At 71.8% G+C, this 18,094-nt stretch carries 16 protein-coding genes and 2 pseudogenes; 5 read left to right on the top strand and 13 right to left on the bottom strand.

Annotated features, from left to right (window positions below):
* Position 1: 1 nt before the first annotated feature.
* Entirely contained in the window at positions 2–1,159 is a 1,158-nt protein-coding gene (locus ACFV9H_RS15365; RefSeq protein ID WP_385397896.1) for a ferrochelatase, read from the bottom strand.
* A gap of 171 nt (positions 1,160–1,330) precedes the next feature.
* Here ACFV9H_RS15365 and ACFV9H_RS15360 point away from each other — a divergent pair, with 171 nt between their 5' ends.
* Positions 1,331–2,596, top strand: coding sequence for an MFS transporter (locus tag ACFV9H_RS15360; RefSeq protein WP_385397894.1), 1,266 nt, complete (start codon positions 1,331–1,333; stop codon positions 2,594–2,596).
* Positions 2,538–3,875 (top strand): D-arabinono-1,4-lactone oxidase, encoded by a 1,338-nt coding sequence (locus ACFV9H_RS15355; RefSeq protein WP_385397892.1) that lies wholly within the window; start codon positions 2,538–2,540, stop codon positions 3,873–3,875. The genes ACFV9H_RS15360 and ACFV9H_RS15355 overlap by 59 nt, the downstream gene beginning before the upstream one ends.
* A 7-nt stretch (positions 3,876–3,882) precedes the next feature.
* Here ACFV9H_RS15355 and ACFV9H_RS15350 read toward each other — a convergent pair whose 3' ends face one another.
* Positions 3,883–4,683: a hypothetical protein gene (locus ACFV9H_RS15350; protein ID WP_385397890.1), complete on the bottom strand. Its 801-nt coding sequence runs from the start codon at positions 4,681–4,683 to the stop codon at positions 3,883–3,885.
* A 495-nt stretch (positions 4,684–5,178) separates the two neighbouring features.
* Here ACFV9H_RS15350 and sepH point away from each other — a divergent pair, with 495 nt between their 5' ends.
* Complete coding sequence (sepH, locus tag ACFV9H_RS15345) at positions 5,179–6,240, top strand: septation protein SepH (protein WP_385397888.1); 1,062 nt, start codon at positions 5,179–5,181, stop codon at positions 6,238–6,240.
* An 80-nt stretch (positions 6,241–6,320) separates the two neighbouring features.
* On the opposite strand, the gene ACFV9H_RS15340 is transcribed toward sepH, so the two are convergent.
* Positions 6,321–7,166 carry a sulfurtransferase gene (locus tag ACFV9H_RS15340; protein ID WP_385397886.1) on the bottom strand — a complete coding sequence of 282 codons (846 nt, stop codon included), beginning with the start codon at positions 7,164–7,166 and terminating at the stop codon, positions 6,321–6,323.
* A 175-nt stretch (positions 7,167–7,341) separates the two neighbouring features.
* Here ACFV9H_RS15340 and ACFV9H_RS15335 point away from each other — a divergent pair, with 175 nt between their 5' ends.
* On the top strand, positions 7,342–8,133 hold the full coding sequence (locus ACFV9H_RS15335; RefSeq protein WP_385397884.1) for a VOC family protein: 792 nt from the start codon (positions 7,342–7,344) through the stop codon (positions 8,131–8,133).
* 59 nt (positions 8,134–8,192) lie between these two features.
* Here ACFV9H_RS15335 and ACFV9H_RS15330 read toward each other — a convergent pair whose 3' ends face one another.
* The 7 genes and pseudogenes from ACFV9H_RS15330 to ACFV9H_RS15300 all read right to left on the bottom strand — a co-directional run bounded on the left by ACFV9H_RS15330 (position 8,193) and on the right by ACFV9H_RS15300 (position 14,035).
* On the bottom strand, positions 8,193–8,756 hold the full coding sequence (locus ACFV9H_RS15330; RefSeq protein ID WP_385397882.1) for an O-methyltransferase: 564 nt from the start codon (positions 8,754–8,756) through the stop codon (positions 8,193–8,195).
* Entirely contained in the window at positions 8,753–9,418 is a 666-nt protein-coding gene (locus tag ACFV9H_RS15325) for a winged helix-turn-helix transcriptional regulator (RefSeq protein WP_385397880.1), read from the bottom strand. Before ACFV9H_RS15325 ends, ACFV9H_RS15330 begins: the two co-directional genes overlap by 4 nt.
* Positions 9,354–9,497 (bottom strand): annotated as a pseudogene (locus ACFV9H_RS15320) (winged helix-turn-helix transcriptional regulator); the annotation flags it as partial. The gene ACFV9H_RS15325 and the pseudogene ACFV9H_RS15320, both read right to left, overlap by 65 nt.
* Before the next feature lie 117 nt (positions 9,498–9,614).
* A pseudogene (locus ACFV9H_RS15315) lies at positions 9,615–10,241 on the bottom strand (thymidine kinase); the annotation flags it as partial.
* A 16-nt stretch (positions 10,242–10,257) separates the two neighbouring features.
* The gene (locus ACFV9H_RS15310) at positions 10,258–11,298 is read right to left on the bottom strand and encodes a TolB family protein (RefSeq protein WP_385397878.1); all 1,041 of its coding nucleotides are present in this window, start codon (positions 11,296–11,298) and stop codon (positions 10,258–10,260) included.
* Complete coding sequence (locus ACFV9H_RS15305; protein WP_385397876.1) at positions 11,295–12,572, bottom strand: MFS transporter; 1,278 nt, start codon at positions 12,570–12,572, stop codon at positions 11,295–11,297. The genes ACFV9H_RS15310 and ACFV9H_RS15305 overlap by 4 nt, the downstream gene beginning before the upstream one ends.
* Before the next feature lie 95 nt (positions 12,573–12,667).
* Complete coding sequence (locus tag ACFV9H_RS15300; RefSeq protein WP_385397874.1) at positions 12,668–14,035, bottom strand: DNRLRE domain-containing protein; 1,368 nt, start codon at positions 14,033–14,035, stop codon at positions 12,668–12,670.
* Positions 14,036–14,403: 368 nt separating this feature from the next.
* Here ACFV9H_RS15300 and ACFV9H_RS15295 point away from each other — a divergent pair, with 368 nt between their 5' ends.
* Entirely contained in the window at positions 14,404–15,546 is a 1,143-nt protein-coding gene (locus ACFV9H_RS15295) for a HupE/UreJ family protein (RefSeq protein WP_385397872.1), read from the top strand.
* 45 nt (positions 15,547–15,591) lie between these two features.
* On the opposite strand, the gene ACFV9H_RS15290 is transcribed toward ACFV9H_RS15295, so the two are convergent.
* Genes ACFV9H_RS15290 through ACFV9H_RS15280 form a run of 3 tightly spaced genes read right to left on the bottom strand, consistent with a single transcriptional unit; the run spans position 15,592 to position 18,084 of the window.
* Positions 15,592–16,242 (bottom strand): thymidine kinase, encoded by a 651-nt coding sequence (locus ACFV9H_RS15290; protein WP_385397870.1) that lies wholly within the window; start codon positions 16,240–16,242, stop codon positions 15,592–15,594.
* A 40-nt stretch (positions 16,243–16,282) separates the two neighbouring features.
* Positions 16,283–17,485 carry an alkaline phosphatase family protein gene (locus ACFV9H_RS15285; RefSeq protein WP_385397868.1) on the bottom strand — a complete coding sequence of 401 codons (1,203 nt, stop codon included), beginning with the start codon at positions 17,483–17,485 and terminating at the stop codon, positions 16,283–16,285.
* A complete protein-coding gene (locus ACFV9H_RS15280; RefSeq protein ID WP_030897793.1) occupies positions 17,485–18,084 on the bottom strand; it encodes a DUF5998 family protein in 600 nt (199 codons plus the stop codon). The genes ACFV9H_RS15285 and ACFV9H_RS15280 overlap by 1 nt, the downstream gene beginning before the upstream one ends.
* Positions 18,085–18,094: the final 10 nt, after the last annotated feature.

The following is an 18,094-nucleotide window of genomic DNA, read 5'->3' as shown; positions in this document are numbered from 1 at the left end:
GTTACGCGTACGGACTGTCCACGCCCGCGGCCGCCGGCCGGGGCGCACGCGCCGGGCAGCAGCCCACGGCGCACAGATCATGGCTCGCACCCAGCAGCCCGAGCGCGCACCGCTCGACGGGCTCGCCCCGCTCGGCCGCGGCCCGCTCCAGCACGAGTTCCCGTACCGCCGCCGCGAACCGCGGGTCGGCCCCGACCGTCGCCGACCGGGCGATCGGCAGGCCCAGTTCCACGGCCTTCGCCGTCGCCTCCGTGTCGAGGTCGTACAGGACCTCCAGGTGGTCGGACACGAAACCGATCGGCACCATGACCGCCGCCGGGGCTCCCGCCTCGTGCAGGGCCTCCAGGTGGTCGCAGATGTCCGGCTCCAGCCACGGGATGTGCGGGGCGCCGCTGCGCGACTGGTAGACCAGCTCCCAGGGCCGCTCGGTGCCCGTCTCGGCCCGGACCGCGTCCGCGATCAGCTTGGCGACGTCCAGGTGCTGCTTGACGTAGGCACCGCCCTCGCCGCCGTCGGTGTGCTCCTCGACCGGCCCGGAGGCGTCGGCCGCCGCGGTGGGGATGGAGTGCGTGGTGAAGACCAGGTGGGCGCTGTCCCGGACCTCGGCCGGCAGGGACTCCAGCGAGGCGAGCACTCCGTCGATCATGGGCTGCACGAAGCCGGGGTGGTTGAAGTAGTGCCGCAGCTTGTCCACCTTCGGCAGCTCGGCCACTCCCTCCTCGGCGAGCACGCCGAGCGCGTCGGCGAGGTTCTCGCGGTACTGCCGGCAGCCGGAGTACGAGGCGTACGCGCTGGTCGCGAGGACCGCGATGCGGCGGCGCCCGTCGGCGGCCATCTCCCGCATCACCTCGTTCAGGTACGGGGCCCAGTTGCGGTTGCCCCAGTAGACCGGCAGGTCCAGCCCGTGCTGCGCGAAGTCCTTGCGCAAGGCGTCCAGCAGTTCGCGGTTCTGGCCGTTGATGGGGCTGACACCGCCGAAGCCGAAGTAGTGCTGCCCGACCTCCTTGAGCCGCTCGCGCGGGATGCCCCGACCGCGCGTGACGTTCTCCAGGAACGGCACGACGTCGTCGGGTCCCTCGGGGCCGCCGAAGGACAGCAGCAGGAGGGCGTCGTAGGGGGCGGCGGGCCCGCCGGCGGGCGGGAGGAGCTGGTCTGACATGCGTCGAATCCTGCCACCCGGCGCACTCGGGCGGGAACCGGCCCGGCCGGGAGCCACCCCGCAGCACAGGTAAGGTAAACCTAAGTTCCGGGATCCGGAACGCTCCCCATGCGGGCGCCCGGTCGGCGGTCGTAACCTGTATGGGCCGATGACGTCCCTTACGGAGGGCCCTTGCCCAGTCCCTACCGCGCGATCTTCGCGGCGCCCGGAACCAAGGGGTTCAGTGCCGCCGGCCTCATAGGCCGGCTGCCGATATCCATGGTCGGCGTCGGCATCCTGACGATGATCTCCGAGTTGACCGGCCGCTACGCGATGGCCAGTGCCCTCACCGGAACCCTGGCCCTCGCCGCCGCCGTCATCGGCCCGCAGGTCTCCCGCCTGGTCGACCAGTACGGGCAGCGCCGCGTCCTGCGGCCGGCCACCGTGATCTCGGTGGCGGCCGTCGCCGGACTGCTGCTGGCCGCCGCCTACGGCCTGCCGGACTGGACGCTCTTCGTCTGCGCCGCGATCGCGGGGTGCGTGCCGAGCGTCGGCTCGATGGTCCGCGCCCGCTGGACCGTGATCTACCGGGACTCCCCGCGCGAGCTGCACACCGCGTACTCCTTCGAGTCCGTGGTGGACGAGGTCTGCTTCATCTTCGGCCCGATCATCGCCATCGGACTGTCCACGACCTGGTTCCCGGAGGCGGGCCCGCTGATCGCGGCCGTCTGCCTGATGGTCGGCGTCTGGCTGCTCACCGCGCAGCGCTCCACCGAGCCCGCGCCGCACCCGCGCGACGAGCACGGGGACCGCACCTCGGCCCTGCGCTCCCCCGGCCTCCAGGTGCTCACCGCCACCTTCGTGGCGACCGGCGCGATCTTCGGCTCCATCGACGTGTCCACGCTGGCCTTCGCCGACGAACAGGGCCACAAGTCCGCCGCCAGCCTGATCCTGGCCATCTGGGCGTTGGGGTCCTGTATCGCCGGAATCGTCTTCGGACTGCTGCACCTCAAGGGCCGGACCGAACGTCGCTGGGTACTGGGCATAGTTGCGATGGCCGTGAGTATGATCCCCCTCCTACTGGCCGGGAACTTGCCGTTTCTGGCCGTGGCGCTCTTCGTCTCGGGCCTCGCCATCGCTCCCACGATGATCACCACGATGGCCCTGATCGAGGCGCACGTACCACGCGCGAAGCTGACCGAGGGCATGACCTGGATCAGCACCGGCCTCGCGGTCGGCGTCGCCGTCGGCTCGTCCGTGACCGGTCTGGTCATCGACGCCGCCGGGGCGCGCAGCGGGTACGTCGTCTCCATCTCGTCGGGAGTGGCCGCGGCGGCGGTGGCGTTCGCGGGATACCGCCGGCTGACGAAGCCGGCGCAAGGGGAGGAGCGTTCTGGCGATGGCGGACACACCGACGGCGCAGACAGCGGGGAAGAACGGACCGGCCGCGTGGCGTAACTGGGCGGGGAACGTCACCGCCACGCCCACCCGCACCGTGACCCCGGCTTCGGTCGAGGAGCTCCGGGAGACGGTCCGCAGGGCCGCGCAGGACGGCCTGCGGGTGAAGGCGGTCGGCACCGGCCACTCCTTCACCGCGGCCGCCGCGACCGACGGGGTACTCGTACGGCCGCAGGCGCTGGCCGGGATCCGGGAGATCGACCGGGCCGCCGGTACGGTGACGGTGGCGGCGGGCACGGTCCTCAAGGACCTGAACGCGGCCCTGGCCGGGGAGGGCCTCTCCCTGACCAACATGGGCGACATCATGGAGCAGACGGTCTCCGGCGCCACCAGCACGGGCACGCACGGCACCGGCCGCGACTCGGCCTCCATCTCCGCCCAGATCCGCGGCCTGGAGCTGGTCACGGCGGCCGGCGAGCTGCTCACCTGCTCGGAGAAGGAGAATCCGGAGGTCTTCGCCGCGGCCCGGCTCGGCATCGGGGCGCTCGGCATCGTCACCGCGATCACCTTCGCCGTGGAGCCGCTCTTCTACCTGACCGCCCGTGAGGAGCCCATGGGCTTCGACCGGGTGACGGCCGAGTTCGACCAGCACTTCGCGGAGAACGAGCACTTCGAGTTCTACTGGTTCCCCCACACCGGCAACTGCAACACCAAGCGGAACAACCGCAGCCAGGGCCCCGCCGCCCCGCCCGGCCCGGTCAGCGCCTGGATCGAGGACGAGCTGCTGTCCAACGGCCTCTTCCAGGCCGTCAACTCGCTGGGCCGCGCGGTCCCGGCCACGATCCCCTCCATCGCCCGCGTCGCCAGCCGCGCCCTCTCGGCGCGCACCTACACGGACATCCCGTACAAGGTGTTCACCAGCCCGCGTCGGGTGCGGTTCGTGGAGATGGAGTACGCGGTCCCGCGCGAGCAGCTCGTCGAGACGCTGCGGGAGCTGCGCGCCACGGTCGACCGCTCGCGCCTGCGGATCAGCTTCCCGGTGGAGGTGCGGACGGCCCCGGCGGACGACATCACGCTGTCGACGGCCTCGGGCCGCGACACGGCGTACATCGCGGTGCACATGTACAAGGGCACCCCGTACCAGGCCTACTTCACGGCGGCCGAGCGCATCTTCACCGCGCACGGCGGCCGTCCGCACTGGGGCAAGGTGCACACCCGCGACGCGGAGTACTTCGCGGAGGCGTACCCGCGGTTCGGCGAGTTCACCGCGCTGCGGGACCGCCTCGACCCGGACCGGGTGTTCGGCAACGACTACCTGCGGCGGGTCCTGGGCGACTGAACAGGCCCTAGCCGTCTGCCGGCGGTGACGTGTCGCCGCTCGGTGTGTGGGTGGAAGGGGGTGTGGGCGTCGGGGTCTGCTTCGACGGGGTGGAGCTCGGGGTCGGGTCCGCGGATTTCGAGCCGCTCGGGTCGGGACTCGGACCGGGGCCTCCGCCGCCGGTCGAACCCGAGGGGGTCGGGGTGGCTCCGGAGTCAGGGGTCGTCCCGCCCTTCTCGCCCTCCTCCTGCTTCCTCTTCCCGTTCCCGCTCTTCTCCCCCGTGCGCGAGTCGTTGCCGGACGGGGCCGGCTTCTCCTCGCTCACCTTGCGGGTGCCGCCGGAGAAGATCGTGCCGCCGCTGCTGACCGAGGTATCGGAGACGGCTTCGTAGGTGCCGAGGGCGCCGAGGGAGATGACGAAGGCGGCGCCCGCGGCCACCGCCGTGCGCTTCCAGCCCCGTACCCGCGTGCCGTGCACGGTCGCCTCCCCGAACTCCTCGTCCGGGGGCGCGACGGCGCGGAGCGGCATCGTGCCGTCCGGCGCCCGCTCCTCGCGCGGCGCCGGTACCCGGCGGGCCTTGGGGCGGGCGCTCTCGCGCAGCTGGTCGCCGGTGCGCCGGAAGAGGTGCTGGATGACCGGTCCGCCGGCGGTGGCGACCACGCTGACCACGCCCGCGCCCAGGATCGTTCCGTAGACGCCCATCTTGGAGGCCAGCAGGGCCGCCGCGACGGTGGCGAGGGAGCTGCCGGCCACCTGAGTCGCGCTCAGGTCGAGCTTCTTCTTCGCCGGAGCATCCGGTTCGACGTCGTGCGTAGCCTTCTGACCCATCGCCATCCCCTGCGCGTCCTGCCCCTCGCGTGTCCGAATCCCTCAGCAGTTACTGACAACCGAGCGAAACGGAAAGTTCCGTTTCTGCGGATTCTGTGAAGCAAGACACCCCGAATCGGACACGGGTGCAGGTGGGACCCGACAGAGGGCAGGCCAACTCCCGCCGTCCGGGAGAAGTTCGGCGGCGCGGCGGTCCACCCAGGTGGCCCGAATGGAGTACTGTGGCGAGCCCTGGGGCCGTCCTTCCTTACGGATGTCCGGACTCGGGAGAGGGGGCCGGCTGATGGAAAACGGCACTCGAAGACCGGTGATGCCGCGGTATCGCACGGGCTCCTGCTGCGCACAGTAATCACTCGGTCACTGTGCGTACCCAACAGGTAACCGTGCCATAACGGCGATCAAGGGCGCATGCCCGACACGCCGGTTTAACTCGGCAAGGTTGTGGCAGGCTGCACCCGGGCAGGCCACACTCGACTAGCGGAAGCAGCGACGCACGTGACGTCGGCAGGCACCACCCGGGAGGTCCCCATGCCCGAACTGCGTGTCGTGGCCGTCTCAAATGACGGCACACGACTGGTGCTCAAGGCTGGGGACAGCACGGAGTACACGCTTCCGATCGACGAGCGGCTGCGGGCTGCCGTGCGCAACGACCGCGCGCGCCTGAACCAGATCGAGATCGAGGTGGAGAGCCACCTCCGCCCCCGCGACATCCAGGCCCGCATACGGGCCGGTGCCTCCGCGGAGGAGGTCGCTCAACTCGCCGGCATCCCCGTCGACCGCGTACGCCGCTTCGAGGGCCCCGTACTCGCCGAGCGCGCGTTCATGGCCGAGCGGGCCCGCAAGACCCCCGTGCGCCGTCCCGGCGAGAACACCGGGCCGCAGCTCGGCGAGGCCGTGCAGGAGCGTTTGACCCTGCGCGGGGCCGAGAAGGAATCCGTCCAGTGGGACTCGTGGCGCCGCGACGACGGCACCTGGGAGGTTCTCCTCGTCTACCGGGTCGCGGGCGAGCCGCACTCGGCGAGCTGGACCTACGATCCGCCGCGTCGGCTGGTCGTGGCCGTGGACGACGAGGCCCGCTCCCTGATCGGCGAGGCGGAGGACCTGCCGGCGGCGCCGGAGCCGAGCTTCCCCTTCGTGCCGAGGATCGCGCGGCTGCCGCGCGATCGGCCGCTGGACCGTGCCCTCGACCGGCAATTGGAGCGGGCCGAGAGCAGGCCGGCCGCCCCGCAGCCGGATCCGGAGGAGGAGCGGGACACCCTGACGAGCCTGCTGGAGGCCGTCCCGAGCTTCCGCGGCGACATGGTGGTCCCGGACCGCACCGACACCCCGCCGACGGAACCGGAGGTGGAGGAGCCGCCGGCCCCGGCCGCCTCGGCGGGCGCGGGCTCCGCGTACGCCGATGTCCTCATGCCGCGCACGGTGGCGGGCCACCGCGAGCGACTGACCGGCACCACCGACCGCCAGGCCGAGGCCGACGGCGTCCGTCCGGGCCGCCGCGCGGCGGTGCCCAGCTGGGACGAGATCGTCTTCGGCACGCGGCGCAAGAAGCAGGAGTAGCGCAGGGCCGGCCGGTGGCCCAGGAGGAGGACCGGGACCGCCGCCGGGGTTGCCCGACGGCGGTCCTCTGTTGGTGGGAACTACTGCGGGTCCGGGCCGGTGGCCACCGGGCGGGTCGGGTCCGAGGACCACTCCGACCAGCTGCCCGCGTACAGGTCGGCCTCGATGCCGGCCACCGCCAGCGCGAGGACCTCATGGGCTCCCGAGACCCCCGAGCCGCAGTACACGGCCACGGCCGTGTCCTGCGAGGCGCCGAGCCCCTCGAAGCGGGCGCGCAGTTCGTCCGCCGGGCGGAAGCGGCCGTCCTCGGCCACGTTCTCCGTGGTCGGGGCCGACACCGCGCCCGGAATGTGGCCGCCGACCGGGTCGATCGGCTCGACCTCGCCGCGGTACCTCTCCCCCGCCCGGGCGTCCAGCAGCAGCCCCGCGCGCGCCCGCGCGGCCGCTCCGTCCGCGTCCAGCAGTCCGGCGGCTCCCGGAGTTGGCTTGAAATCACCCTCCCCCGGAGTCACCCGGTCGGCCGATACGGTCCCACCGGCCGCCGTCCACGCGGCCAGGCCCCCGTCCAGCACGCGCACGTCCGGGTGACCCGTCCAGCGCAGCAGCCACCACGCGCGGGCGGCCGCCCAGCCCTGGCCGCCGTCGTACACGACCACGGGCCCGTCGGAGGAGACGCCGGCCCGCCTCATCACCGCGCCGAAGGCCTCGGTGTCGGGGAGCGGGTGGCGGCCGCCCGCCCCGGGCGGACCAGCCAGTTCGCGGTCGAGGTCGACGTACACGGCGCCGGGCAGGTGCCCGGCCTCGTAGGCGGGCCGCTGGTCGGGGCCGCCCAGCTGCCAGCGGACGTCCAGCAGTACCGGGGGCCGGGGGCCGGCCAGCTCGGCCGTCAGATCGGCGGCGGAGAGGATCGCGGAATGAGCAGTCATGCGGCCCATCTTCCTCCCCGCCCGGCAGCCGCGTAACACGCTCGTCACCGACCGGGCGCACCGATCCGGTCATCTGTGCCCCGGGACCATCGAAGCGGCCCGGTCGGGGAGCGCCGGGCCCTTCGGGGTGGAAGCATCAGCAGCGGCGAGCGACTCGACGGAGGAGACGGTTGACATGACCGAGGCAGCGACAGCGACCCGGCACACACCCGGCACCCCGTGCTGGGTGAGCCTCATGGTGCACAGCCTCGGGACCACCGAGGACTTCTACGCCGATCTGTTCGGCTGGGAGTACGTGCCCGGGCCCGAGCAACTGGGCCCGTACGTGAGGGCCGTACTGAACGGCCAGGAGGTGGCCGGGATCGGCGAGATGCCGCCGGACCGGCATCTTCCGGTGGCCTGGACCACGTACCTCGCCACCGACGACGCCGACGTGAGCGCCGAGGCGATCCGCTCGTGCGGCGGCACGGTGGCGGTGGGCCCGCTGGACGGCGGCGATGCCGGGCGGGTGGCGATCTGCTCCGACCCGCTCGGCGCGATCTTCGGGCTGTGGCAGGCGCGGGGCCACATGGGCACCCAGCAGCCCGGCCCGCCGGGCACCCCGGTGTGGAACGAGCTGATCACCCAGGACACCTCGACGGTCGGCAAGTTCTACCAGCACGTCTTCGGCCACGAGGTGCAGACCCACGCCTCGGGGCCCGACGACTTCGACTACCTCACCCTCCAGCTGGGCGGCCGCCCGGTGGCCGCCATTCACGGGGTCGGCCGCTCGTTGCCGCACGACCGGGGGCCGCACTGGATGGCGTACTTCGAGGTGGAGGACACCGACGCGGCCGCCGCCCGGGTCGAGGAGCTCGGCGGGCGCGTCGTCGAGCCGCCCCGCGAGGGCATCAAGGGGCGGGTGGCCACGGTCGCGGACCCGGAGGGCGCGGTGTTCACCGTCGTGCGCTCGCGGCGCGGGGACTGACGTACCGAACCGTACGGACGCGCCGGGCGTACTGGCATACGGGGCTGCGCCGGTGGGTGTCAGAGCCGGGTCGCGAGGATGAGCCCCGAGGACCAGTCCAGCCGGGTCGCCGCGAGCCGCGGTTCGGCCAGCAGCCGCTCCGCCAGGGCCTGGGCCGTGGGGCCGTGACCGGCAGGCCACGTGGCCTGCGGGAGCAGGTCGTCCACGACGTACAGGCCACCGGGGGCGAGCAGTTCGAGGGCGTCGTCGAGCTGCTCGAACTTGCCCGCCCAGGTGTCCGCGAAGATCAGGTCGAAGCGCTCCTCCTCCGCCACCAGCCGCTTGAGCAGGGCGCCCGCGTCGTCGTGCAGGCACCGCACGCGCCCGTCGCGGCCGAGGTGCTGCTCGGCCACGCCCACCAGCGCGGCCTCGCTCTCCACCGTCAGCAGCGTGCTGCCGGGGCCCATACCCTCGAGCAACCAGGTGGTGGACATGCCCGCGCCGGTGCCGAGTTCGAGCATCCGACCGTCCGGCTTGGTCGCGGCGAGCGTGCGCAGCAGGGCGCCCGTGAGCGGGTCGCACGACAACTCGAAGCCGAGACCGGCGCAGGCCTCGGTGATGGAATCCCGTACCTCTTGCGTCATAAACCCTCCCCAGTGGTTCCGTTCACCCTACCGAGGACCGCCGCGTCGACGGAGTCAGCGCCCGGCGCCGCCTCCTGAGCGGGCGTGCGCCACGCGAACCAGGAGGGGAAAGCGGCGACGAGCTCGGGGTCGCCGTCGATCCGGACGTGCCCGGACCGGCGCGTGGCCTCCAGCGTGGCGGTTCCCGCCACCACCCGGTGCAGCTCCGCCAGATCGGCGCTCACCAACACGCCGACCTCGTACCCGGGGTGCACGCGGCAGGCGCTGACATCGTCCCCGGGCGACAGGACGAGCCACACGTGCTCGTCGGGCACCCCTTCGAGCCGCAGCGCGAACTCCACGACCACGCGCCCCCGGGGCAGCGCCCCGGAGCGCACGAACTGCCGCAGCCGCCACAACATCCAGCCACCGTCGAGCTGTTCGCGCGTGGGGTCACCGAAGGACCAGCGGCGCGCCCAGTCGCCGAGCTGCCAGACGAGCGGTTCGAGCGCGGCGCCGGCGGGCGTCAGCCGGTACGCGGGGCGACCGTCGGGGTCGAGGGCGCGCATGATCAGCCCGTGGGCCCGCATCCGGCGCAGGCGGGGCCGACAGCAGGCTGCGGCTGATGCCGGGCAGCCCGCGGTGGATGTCGTTGAACCGCTCGGAGCCCAGCAGCAGTTCACGCAGCACGAGCAGGGTCCACCGGTCTCCGACCGCTTCGACCCCTGCCGTGACCGGGCAGTACTCGATCCCCCGCCGCATCCCGCCCCTCCGCTCCGCGCGGCCCGGTCCATTTCTTGTACCGGTCCGCGCGAACCGAGCATAGGAGGCTCGATCCGTGAACACTTCGTCAACCACCTCCACTTGGGCCGCGGGCGACTACCCCGCGATGGCCCGCCGGCTCGCCCCGGCCGCCGCGCGGGCCGTCGTGGCCGCCGCGCCCGGCCCCGGCACGACCGTCCTCGACGTCGGCTGCGGCACCGGCAACGCCGCCCTCGCCGCGGCGCTCACCGGGGCGACCGTCACCGCCGCCGACCCCTCCGCCGGGCGGTTCACATCACCGACCACGACCTGGGCGCCTTCCACGACCATCTCGCCGCCGACAGTGCGGGCGTTGTGCGTGGCCCGGGCGCCGCACCAGCACAGGGCCTCGACCTGGAGCTGTTCCAGGCGGTCCGCCAGCTCGATCAGGCGCTGCGAGCCCGGGAACAGCTTCGTGCGGAAGTCCGTCGTGATGCCGAAGGCGAAGACGTCCATGTCCAGGTCGTCGACGATGCGCGCCAGCTGGTCGATCTGGTCGGGGGCCAGGAACTGGGCCTCGTCCACGATCACGTAGTCCGCCTTGCCCCCCTTCGACAGCTGGGCGACCAGATACGCGTACAGGTCCATGCCCTCGGCCGCCTCGACCGCCTCCGTCACCAGGCCCGGCCGCGAGGACAGCTTGCCCTCGCCCGCCCGGTCGTCACGCGTGAAGATCACGCCCACCAGGCCGCGCGCCGACCGGTTTCCCCGTCGGGTGGGATCAGCCGAGCGCCGTGGGGGAATGCGCGTTGCGCAGCAGCAGCCTTGGTTTGCCGGAGCCGTCGGCGCTCACGGTCCAAAGGTCCTTGGTGCCGTCGTCGTGCTGCTGTACGTAGGCGAGGGTGGAGTTGTCCAGCCAGGCGGCCTGGTCGTCCACGCTGCGGGTCTCGGCCGCGGGCGTGACCCGGTCGTTGGCCAGGTCGAGCACGGAGAGCCGCCAGCCCTTGGCCGAGTCGCCGTCGATGGGCGCTTTGAACGCGATCCTCGTCCCGTCGGGCGAGAGCGAGGGACATTCGACCTGGTCGCGCAGGGTACGGACGGTTCGCGCGGCAAAGTCTCCCTGGACCAGGTAGCGGTGACCCTGGGTGTACATGGTCGCGTAGAAGGTGTTGTCGTCCGCGGTGAACGTCACGCCCCAGAAGTTGACGTCGGCCGACTGGTACGGCTTGCCGTCCTTGGTGACGGCGAAGGTCTCCAGTGTCTTGAACAGGGCGCCCGTCTTGGTGTCGTAGATCCCGGTGCGGGTGGCGAAGTCGAGGGTGGCGTAGCTGTCGCCGCCGACGAAGGCGGTCCAGGAGACCATGCGGCCGCTGGTCGAGACGCGGACCCGGTTGGGTATGCCGCTGACCGGGATGGACTTGCGTTCTTGAAGGTCCGCGTCGAGGATCCGCATCGTGACGGTGCCGAGTACACCGTCGGCGTAGAGGCAGGCGACGGTTCCCGCGGCGGCGTAGATCCGGTCGCACTTGGTCTTCGACACCGCGCGGGTGCCGTCAGGGTCGTCCTTGTCGACCGTGGTCACCTGGCCCGTGCTCATCAGGGTGAGCAGCCGCGGGCCCGGCGCCAGCGAAACCCCGTGGGTCGTGTCGGGCGCGTCGGGAGCCTTCGCCGCTGAGCTGAGCCGGACGTAGCCGATCGCGGCGCCGGCGAGTGCGATGGTGGCGGCCGCGACGGTCGCGATGCGAGCCGTGCGCCCGAACCGGCGTGGCGCGGGTGGTGGGCCGACCTGCGGCTCGGCGTCGATGGTGGACTGCTCGCTCATACGGTCACCTCGGTGTCGGTAGTGGTGGTGGAGCGGTTGATCAGCAGGAATGCCGTGGCCACGACGGCCAGTACGGCAACGGCGGCGGCACACCGACTGGCGGTGACGGGGCCCCACAGCTGCCAGGCGACTCCGAACAGGACCGAGGAGACGAGGTAGGCGAGGGCCTGTCCGGTCTGGATCAGCGCGATGCCGGTGGTGCGCAGATGCTCGGGCAGCACCGGGCCGGCCAGCGCCATCAGTACGCCGTCGGTCGCCGCGTAGAAGAGGCCGTAGAGGAGCAGCACCAGCGCCAGGAGCGGCCAGCCGCGCAGGGGTCCGAACAGGAGCAGGTAGACGACGACCAGCGCCGCGTAGCCACCGAGCACGACGGCTGGCCGGCCGATCCGGTCGGCCAGCGCCCCGATGGGGATCGCCAACAGGAGATAGGCCAGGCTCGTGCCGACGGCGAGCAGGGGGAAGCTGCCGATGGACAGCTCCTCGCGGCGTTGCAGGAGCAGGTAGACGAAGCCGTCGCCGATGACGGCGAAGCCGAGCACGCACGCCGCGATGAGCAGCCGGCGCACCGGCGCGGCCTTCAGCAGTGTCAGGGCCTCCCGGAGGGAGACCGCGGCGGCGGGTGGGCGTTCGTCGTGTCGGCCCCGGACGAAGAGCACCAGGACGAGCACGCCGAGGGCGGCGATGCAGAAGCTGGTGAACAGGACGGCGTCGATGGCCTGGCCGGTGGCCGCCAGCACGGCGAGAGCGACGATCGGGCCGAGGAACGCGCCGAAACCGTCCATCGCCCGGTGCACTCCGAAGGCTCGCGCCAGTACCTTCGGCGGGGCTGACAGGGTGATCAGAGCGTCCCGCGGCGCGGTACGGAGTCCCTTTCCGGCCCGGTCGACGGCGAGGACCAGACCGATCGCGCCGGTCGAGCGGCCCACCGCGAGCAGCCCGAGCTTGGCCAGGGCCGACATCGCGTATCCGATGCCCGCCACCGCTTTGGGTGTGCGGATCCGGTCGGCGACGTACCCGCCGACGAGCCGGAGCAACGCGGTGGCTCCGGTGTAGAGCCCGTCGATCACGCCGTATGCCAGCGGGCTCATGGAAAGCCCGAACACCAGATAGACCGGCAGGATCGCGGTGACCATCTCGGCGGAGATGTCGGTCAGCAGGCTGACCGTGCCGAGCGCGAACACGTTGCCGCCGACGACCGTGAGCCCGCGCAGGCGGGAGCGATCGGCCGGGGGCGGATCGTCGACCGAGGGCCGGTCGATCGAGGACAGATACATGCGGGCGGGCCTTTCGGGCGGGAGACCGGCGGGGGCGGCACGGAGCGGGGGGTGCCCTCCCTGGCTGGGAGAGCACCCGTCGTGCGGAGTGCCGGTCAGTGGCAGCTCTTGGTGCCGCTGTCGGTGAAGGTCTTGCCCGCCTCGGGGACGAACTGCCAGTCGTAGCTGCTGGAGTGCAGGGTCAGCTTCAGCACGCCCCAGGTGTTGCTGTTGCGGGTCTCGCTGCCCGGCTGGATGGTGCCGAAGCCGCCCAGGCCGGTGCCGCCCATGCCGGCGACGAACTGGCGGATGCCGCGGGTGTTGTCGAGGGCGCCGTTGGCGTCCATCGGTGCGAACCGCTCGTAGTTGTGGTTGTGCCCGGTCACGATGACCTCGGCGTTGTTGTCGTACAGCGCCTGGTACAGGGGCTTGACCGAGGTGTTCGGGCCGTGGCTGGAACCGGAGGTGTAGCGCGGGTGGTGCCAGTAGGCGACGGTGCACGGCTTGGTGCTGGCCGCCAGGTCCGCCCGCAGCCACTGCTCCTGGGCCGAGCCTGCCGAGCAGGACACGACGGAGCAGTTGGAGTTCAGTGCCACGACGTGCCAGTTGCCCAGGTCGAAGGAGTAGTAGCCCTTGCCCGGCTCACCCGCGGAGGCGCCGTAGTAGTTGAAGTATCCGGCCGCACCCGCGGTGTGGTACTCGTGGTTGCCGGTGGCCGGCCGGGTGCGGGACTTGTGCCTGCCCCACGACGGGCCGTAGCAGTTGGTGTAGTCGGAGGCGGTGCCGTCCGGGTAGGCGGTGTCTCCCGCGGCGAACACGGTGCCGCTGATGCCGTCCAGGAGTTTGGCGGTGGCCTCGTCGCCTCCCGTGCCGCAGTCGGCGATGTCACCGGCGCCCACCAGCACCGGGTCGCCCGACGGCGGCGGGGTGCTGCTCGTGGGCGTGGGACTCGGCGACGGTGAGCCGCCGGTGGTGACCACCAGCTGCGGGGCGTCGGCGCCGGACTCGCGGGAGTCGTAGTACGCGCCGTTGGTGCTGGTGGAGGTGGAACCGAAGCCGAACGTGCCGTTGCCGGCCACGACCGAGGTCACGTCGATCTCGACCCACTGGTCGTTGGCCACCGAGCCGAGCGTCGCGACCGTGGCGCCGTCGATGACCGGCTTGTTGTTCCAGGTCACGCCGGTCTCCGACCACGTGGTGTCGGACATCGACTTCCAGGTGCCGCCGTTGCTGCTGTTGCCGCTGCTGGTGACGCGGATCCGCAGCTTGGCGCTGGAGACGGCCTCGGTGAGGCCGCTGACGGTGAACTTCAGGAACGACTGGCGCACCGGCGAGTTGTCGACGGTGAACTGCGACGAGGTGCCGTAGTTCGTCGCCGGGGTGCTGTCCTGTACGTAGGTGTCGGCGGCCGGACCAAAGGTGGTCGTGGCCGCTGCCGCCGTGGGAGCGCTCGCGAGCAGGGCCGCGACGGTGGCGGTGGACACGGCGACCGCTGTGGCGGCCGCGAACGAAGCTCTTCGGATGTGGCGGGAGCCCATCACATGATCCCTTCTGAGATGAAGGCTGTTGCCTCGTACGCGAGGCGGAGAGGAACCTAGGGATCCGCTGTGAGCCACGGCTACGGCAAGGGCGTGAACGTTTGGGGTGCAGCAGGTGAGGTCCTTCGGTATCCGGCCGGTAAGTTGACGGCCCGCCAGAAGCCCTCGGTGCGCGCCGCCGATTGTTCAACTGAGCATCGCCATCGGGACATGGACCGGATACCCGGTCCCCCCTTCGGACCGCTGCACTCCTCCGCGTGACGATGTGGACTCCGCCTCCGTGCCTTCGAAGTACCCCCGGCCGCACGTTCGGCGTGCTCCTGCTCGCGCTGCGCGCCCTGGTTCTCGCGGCGGCCCTGGTGTCGATGACGGGTTCGCCGGCCTCGGCGCACGTCCCGACGACGGACGGCACGTCCACGATCCGCCAGAACGGGCCGCTGGTGCGCTACACGCTGGAGTTGGACTACGACACGCTCACGGAGGCCGCCGGCTTCGGCAGTCTCCCGCGTGACGCCAAGGACGCCGAGCACGAAGCATTTCTCGAGTCTCACCGCGCACAGTTGGCGTCATACCTGGCCGACCGCCTGACCATCACCCTCGACGGCGTCCCCTGTGCCGCCACGCTCGACTCCACCGCGATCACGAAGCGGCAGAACTTCCTCTATGCCCGCCTGCTCCTGGTCCATCGTTGTACGGGCCCGGCACGCGGCGAGTTCACCGTGCGCTATGGGGTGTTCTCCGAGGCGGACGCCATCGGCGCCGAGCACACCAACATGGTCGACTACGAACTCGGCGGTTCCGGCGGGAGCGACGTCTTCGACGCCGGCCATCGTGAACTGCGCGTCGGCCAGAGCAGCGCCGGCCACCGCGAATCGCCGGTCGGCGAGACGGGCTTGATGTCGTCGATGGGCCGGTTCGTGTCCATGGGGCTGGAACACATCTTGCTCGGCATCGACCACGTGCTCTTCCTGGTGCTCCTGCTGCTCGGCGCGCAGGGATGGCGCAGCGTTGTCCGGCTCGCGACCAGCTTCACCGCGGCGCACAGCGTTACGCTCGCCATGGCCGTGCTGGGGTGGGTCGAGGTTCCGGCCGAGATCGTCGAACCGCTGATCGCGTTGTCGATTGTGTACGTTGCGGTGGAGAACATCGCGCGCGGCGAGTCGCGGCACCGCGCCCTCGTCGTGTTCGGCTTCGGCCTGCTGCACGGGCTGGGCTTCGCCGGGGCGCTGAGCTTCACCGACGACTTCGGTGGCCGACTGCTTGTCTCGCTGCTGAGCTTCAACCTCGGCATCGAGCTGGGACAGCTCGCGATTGTTCTGCTGGTGTTCCCGCTGCTCCTGCTGGCGCGCCGGTACTCCTGGGCGACCGTCGCCCACACCGGCGCAGCCGCCGCTGCCGGCGTCATCGGCCTGGTCTGGTTCGTCGCGCGCCTGCTGACACCGAGCGGCCCCGCATAGCCCTCCCGTCGGTGAGACGGGGGCGCAGTGGCCGGCCGGAGCCGGTCAGGCGCTGTTGACGGGGAGGACGTCCGGGGAGAGGGAGGCTGCGTGGGCGGCGGCGCTCGTCATGTGGCGGCGGTGGTGGCGACGGCACAGGACCTCGTAGCCGACTTCGGCGGCGGCCTGGTTGACGTCGCCGACCACGACCTGTTCGCCCTCGACGACCATCACGCCGCCGACGGTGCGGGCGTTGTGGGTGGCGCGGGCGCCGCACCAGCACAGGGCTTCCACCTGGAGCTGCTCCAGGCGGTCCGCCAGCTCGATCAGGCGCTGCGAGCCGGGGAAGAGCTTCGTGCGGAAATCGGTCGTGATGCCGAAGGCGAAGACGTCCATGTCCAGGTCGTCGACGATTCGGGCCAGCTGGTCGATCTGGTCCGGCGCCAGGAACTGCGCCTCGTCCACGATCACGTAGTCCGCCTTGCCGCCCGCCGAGAGCTCACGGACCAGGTACGCATACACGTCCATCGTGTCCGTGACCTCGACCGCCTCCGTCACAAGGCCCAGGCGCGAGGACAGCTTGCCCTCGCCCGCCCGGTCCTGACGCGTGAAGATCACGCCCACCAGGCCGCGCGCCGACCGGTTGTGGGTGATCTGAAGAGCCAGCGTGCTCTTTCCGCAGTCCATCGTTCCGGAGAAGAACACCAGCTCGGGCATGGGAAGTACGGGACCTTTCGGGTCGTGGTGGAGGAAGTGATCAGGTGCGGATTTCGAGCAGCGGGACCAGCTGCTCGGCCGCGGTCATCGAACCGTGCATGCCCGCGAGGGCGGACTCGTTGGGCTCGTTGCGGGAGGCGGTGATGGCGACGTCGGCCTGGGCGGCCGCGACCACGTCGCCGATCCGGCCGAGCACGCGCTCGTCGCACTCCCCCGGGGCGCCGAACCAGCCCAGTTCGAGGGCCTCTTCGCGGCTCGCGACCCAGAAGCGGTCCCCGAGCACCTCGCGCCACACGGTCAGTACGTCGGCCTCCGCGCCCGGTACCGCGTACACGTGGCGGGCCCGACCCTCGCCTCCGAGCAGGGCCACGCCCGCGCCCAGCTCCCAGTCCTCGTCGAAGTCGATGCGGGAGTCCTCGTCGAAGGGGACGTCGACCATGCCGTGGTCCGCGGTCACGTACAGCGCGGTGCGCGGCGGCAGCTGCTCGGCGAGGCGCTGGACGAGCCGGTCGACCAGCATCAGCTGGCCGCGCCAGGCGTCGGAGTCCACGCCGTGGCGGTGGCCGGCCCCGTCGAGCTCGCTGAAGTACGTGTACACGAGCGAGCGGTCGCCCGCCGCGAGCTGGATCGCCGCGAGGTCCATCCGCTCCTCGCCGGTCATCCGGCCGTGGAAGGTGCCGCCGGACAGCGCGATCTTGGTGAGCGGGGTGGTCTGGAAGGCGGGCGAGGACACCTGCGCGGTGTGCACGCCGGCCTTGTCGGCCAGCTGGAAGACGGTCGGGTACGGCTGCCAGGGCTTCGGCGACGTCCACGGCTGCCAGCGGAGCTGGTTCATCAGCTCGCCGCTGGCCGGGTTGCGGACGGTGTAGCCGGGCAGGCCGTGGCGGGCGGGCGGCAGGCCGGTGCCTACGGAGGCCAGCGAGGTGGCGGTGGTCGCCGGGAAGCCCGCGGTGATCGGGCGGCCGGTGCCGCCTCGCGAGCTCGCGAGGAGGGAGGTGATGTACGGGGCCTCGTCCGGGTGGGCCTTGATCTGCTCCCAGCCCATGCCGTCGACCAGGAACACGCAGTTCCGGTCGGCCGGGGTCAGCTCGGCGATGGAGGCGGTGAAACCGGGGACGCCCTGGCCGGCCACGAGCGTGGGCAGCAGGTCGGCGAGCGAGCCGGTGCCGTAGTGCGGGACGGGAGCTCCGGCGACGTCCAGCAGCTCCGGTTCGTCCCAGCCCTGCTGCGTGGAGTACGCCATCAGCGGGCGGAGGAGGAGGACGTCGCCGCGGTCGCCTCGGAGAGTGCCTGCGCGAAGACGAGGGTCTGGCGCACCGCCTCCGGGCCGTCGCCGGCCTCGCTGACGCGCAGGCTGAGGTCGTCGGCGGTGGAGTTGCCGGTGTAGCCGTGGTCGGAGTCACAGTTCGGGTCGCCGCAGGCGGCCGGCTCCAGGTCGATCCGCGAGACCGCGCCCCAGCCGATGGTCAGGACGACCTCGCGGGGCAGGGTGCCCGGGGTGTAGGACTCCGGGTTGGCGACGACGCGGCTGAGCACCACGGAGGAGATGCTGGACAGCTTGACCGACTCGGTGGAAGTCGTCGCGTACGGGGACGGCGATCCGGCGTCGGCGGCCTGCTCGTCGGTGTGGCTGACGATGAAACGGTTGCCCGTCAGGACGAGCACGGTGACGTGGCGGCGCACCTCGTTGGAGTCGAAGGTCGTCTCCTGGTGGACCAGGTACGACGAAATCGGCTCGCCGCCCACCGCGGCCTCCACCGCCTCGGCCACGAGGGCCGGGTAGTAGCCGCTGCGCTCGATCGCCGTGCGCAGCCCCTGGGTCGTCGTACCGGATTTCGCCATGAGGTCCATC

This window comes from Streptomyces sp. NPDC059874 (assembly GCF_042731135.1).
GTDB lineage: Bacteria > Actinomycetota > Actinomycetes > Streptomycetales > Streptomycetaceae > Streptomyces.
This window is presented reverse-complemented; position numbering and strand designations above follow the sequence as displayed.

Bases quoted from the DNA above. Each gene is read 5' to 3' on its own strand.
- ACFV9H_RS15285 (WP_385397868.1), bottom strand. From the start codon at position 17,485: ATGGCGTACTCCACGCAGCAGGGCTGGGACGAACCGGAGCTGCTGGAC.
- ACFV9H_RS15305 (WP_385397876.1), bottom strand. From the start codon at position 12,572: ATGTATCTGTCCTCGATCGACCGGCCCTCGGTCGACGATCCGCCCCCG.
- ACFV9H_RS15365 (WP_385397896.1), bottom strand. From the start codon at position 1,159: ATGTCAGACCAGCTCCTCCCGCCCGCCGGCGGGCCCGCCGCCCCCTAC.
- ACFV9H_RS15340 (WP_385397886.1), bottom strand. From the start codon at position 7,166: ATGACTGCTCATTCCGCGATCCTCTCCGCCGCCGATCTGACGGCCGAG.
- ACFV9H_RS15355 (WP_385397892.1), top strand. From the start codon at position 2,538: ATGGCGGACACACCGACGGCGCAGACAGCGGGGAAGAACGGACCGGCC.
- ACFV9H_RS15280 (WP_030897793.1), bottom strand. From the start codon at position 18,084: ATGGCGAAATCCGGTACGACGACCCAGGGGCTGCGCACGGCGATCGAG.
- ACFV9H_RS15335 (WP_385397884.1), top strand. From the start codon at position 7,342: ATGACCGAGGCAGCGACAGCGACCCGGCACACACCCGGCACCCCGTGC.
- ACFV9H_RS15310 (WP_385397878.1), bottom strand. From the start codon at position 11,298: ATGAGCGAGCAGTCCACCATCGACGCCGAGCCGCAGGTCGGCCCACCA.
- ACFV9H_RS15330 (WP_385397882.1), bottom strand. From the start codon at position 8,756: ATGACGCAAGAGGTACGGGATTCCATCACCGAGGCCTGCGCCGGTCTC.
- ACFV9H_RS15350 (WP_385397890.1), bottom strand. From the start codon at position 4,683: ATGGGTCAGAAGGCTACGCACGACGTCGAACCGGATGCTCCGGCGAAG.
- ACFV9H_RS15290 (WP_385397870.1), bottom strand. From the start codon at position 16,242: ATGCCCGAGCTGGTGTTCTTCTCCGGAACGATGGACTGCGGAAAGAGC.